The following is a 2258-nucleotide window of genomic DNA, read 5'->3' as shown; positions in this document are numbered from 1 at the left end:
GTCTGCCCGGATGCGACACTTGAAGTGTCCATCCTCGCAGTATCCGGTTCTCAAGGTGCACGCCTGCGCGGCTCATCCGGTCCGACCGGGCCGCGCGGCAAGGAGATATATTGCCAGACCGGAGGGGTGCCGTGGGCGGGAATCATGGCGTACACATTTCCTACACATATAAGTACTCTCTGCTGGCTGGTTAAAAACAGGAGGGGACCTCGCTTCCGAGATCCCCTCTTTCGTCTATCTCTAGTAATAGACTCTTAAATGCCTTATGCCAGCAGCTTGCGACCGGACTCCTCAATCGCGTCAAGTGCTGCATCTGCCTCGGCGGCATCCGCGCCCTTAGCGAAGATATACAGCTTAATCTTGGGCTCGGTGCCGGAAGGACGAACAATACCCTTGTTGCCACCCTCAAGATCGAACTCAATGACGTTAGCCTTCGGCAGGCCGTTCACGCAGGTGTTGTAATCCACGACGGCCTCAATCTTGGAACCGGCGAGCTCCGCGGGCGGGTTCTCGCGCAGACCGGCCATGATGCCGGCCATCTTTGCCGCACCCTCTGCGCCCGGATAGCTCAGGGAAATCGTCTTATTGTGATAGTAGCCATACTTCTCGTACAGCTCGTGCATCGCGTCGGCGAGGTTCTTACCCTGCAGCTTGTAATACTGAGCCATCTGGCAAATCAGCAGCGAAGTGCTCACCGCGTCCTTGTCGCGCACGTGATCACCGGCCAGATAGCCGTAACTCTCCTCAAAACCGAAGATAAAGCGATCGACTTCACCGGCATCGGAAAGCGACGTAATGATGTCACCGATGTACTTGAAGCCCGTCAGGCAGCGACGGAGCTCAAAACCATACTCCTCGGCCAGAGCATCGACCATGGCGGAAGAAACAATGGTAGTAACCGCGACCTTCTTGGTGAGATCCTCGCCGCGGGCGGCACGGGTCTTGCAAATATAGTCGAGCAGCAGGACGCCCATCTCATTGCCGGTGAGCAGCAGATAGTCATTGCCATTCTTAACGGCAACGCCAACACGATCGGCGTCGGGATCGGTTGCAAGCAGCAAATCAGGGTGAACCTGCTCGCAGAGATCGATGCCCTTCTGCATGGCCTGACGGATCTCGGGGTTAGGATACGGGCAGGTCGGGAAATCGCCGTTAGGCTCCTTCTGCTCGGGAACAACCGTGACATCGGTGATGCCAGCGCGCTCAAGCACCGTCGTGACGGGAATGAGGCCGGTGCCGTTGAGCGGAGTGTAGACGAGCTTAAGCGGAGCGCCAGCGATCTCCTCGGCAGAAAGGTTAGTCACACCGCGGGCGAGAACGGCGTCGTAATAACGCTCGAGGCACGAGTCATCGATCCATTTAACCAGACCCTGCTCAAGAGCCTCATCGAAGTCCATGGACTTCACGCCGGTGAACGTATCGGTCTCGGCGATAGCCTTAGAAATTGCATCGGCGGCCTCGCTGGTGATCTGGCAGCCGTCGGGACCATAGGCCTTATAGCCGTTATACGGCGCCGGGTTATGGCTAGCGGTCATGCAAATGCCACCGGAGCACTTAAGATCACGAACGGCCCAGGAGAGCGTCGGAACAGGAGAAATCTTGGGATACACGAGGGCGGTCACGCCATTTGCCGCAAGAATGGCAGCTGTCGTCTTAACGAACAGCTCACCTTTATTGCGGCTATCGCGAGCGATGGCGACCGTCGGATGCTCGAAGGTCGCATTGAGGTAGTCAGCGAATCCCTGGGTCGCACGACCGACCGTATAGATATTCATACGGTTAGTGCCCGCACCGATAGTGCCGCGAAGGCCGGCAGTACCGAAGGCGAGATCTTGGAAGAAAGCGTCGGTGATGGCGTCTTCGTCACCCTGCTCCTTCATTGTGTTGAGCTCAGCGAGGAGCTCCTCGTCCTTGACGTTGGCAATCCAAGTATCAAGCAGCTCATGAACATCTGCCATGTGAGTCCTTCCGTCACAATCAATAAAACAACCCGTGTAAAACAGGACAAGCGCATCAGCGCGCTAAAGCAAATATTAGTCCATTGAGAACAGAGAACCGGCCACAGAACGGTGAACGTTTATATTCACCGGTAGATGATTGGATTGATTTAATTGCTTAGTGAATGCCGCCTTTAACGCAAAAAAGGGGGAGGCCGCGAGGCCTCCCCCTTCTTCAAGTCGATTGACGGCTCGGTGCCGTCCACCGGTCAGCGGCGCCCTGGCCTCCCACGGGCTGACCCCGCAGTACTCTCGGCGCGA

At 56.8% G+C, this 2258-nt stretch carries 2 protein-coding genes; both read right to left on the bottom strand.

Annotated elements, in window-relative coordinates; genetic code table 11:
* Positions 1-263: 263 nt before the first annotated feature.
* Complete coding sequence (locus tag V2391_RS09610) at positions 264-1958, bottom strand: phospho-sugar mutase (RefSeq protein WP_329739143.1); 1695 nt, start codon at positions 1956-1958, stop codon at positions 264-266.
* Positions 1959-2033: 75 nt separating this feature from the next.
* A partial coding sequence (locus V2391_RS09605) for a hypothetical protein (protein WP_329739142.1) occupies positions 2034-2258 on the bottom strand: 225 nt, incomplete at its 5' end.

Origin of the sequence: Collinsella sp. CM84Y_54 (genome assembly GCF_036317945.1) — a bacterium.
GTDB lineage: Bacteria > Actinomycetota > Coriobacteriia > Coriobacteriales > Coriobacteriaceae > Collinsella.
The sequence above is the reverse complement of the archived record's forward strand: the minus strand, read 5'-3'. Positions and strand labels throughout refer to the sequence as shown.

What these genes read in the sequence shown, in the direction of transcription:
- V2391_RS09610 (WP_329739143.1), bottom strand. Translation starts at nt 1,958, where the DNA reads ATGGCAGATGTTCATGAGCTGCTTGATACTTGGATTGCCAACGTCAAG.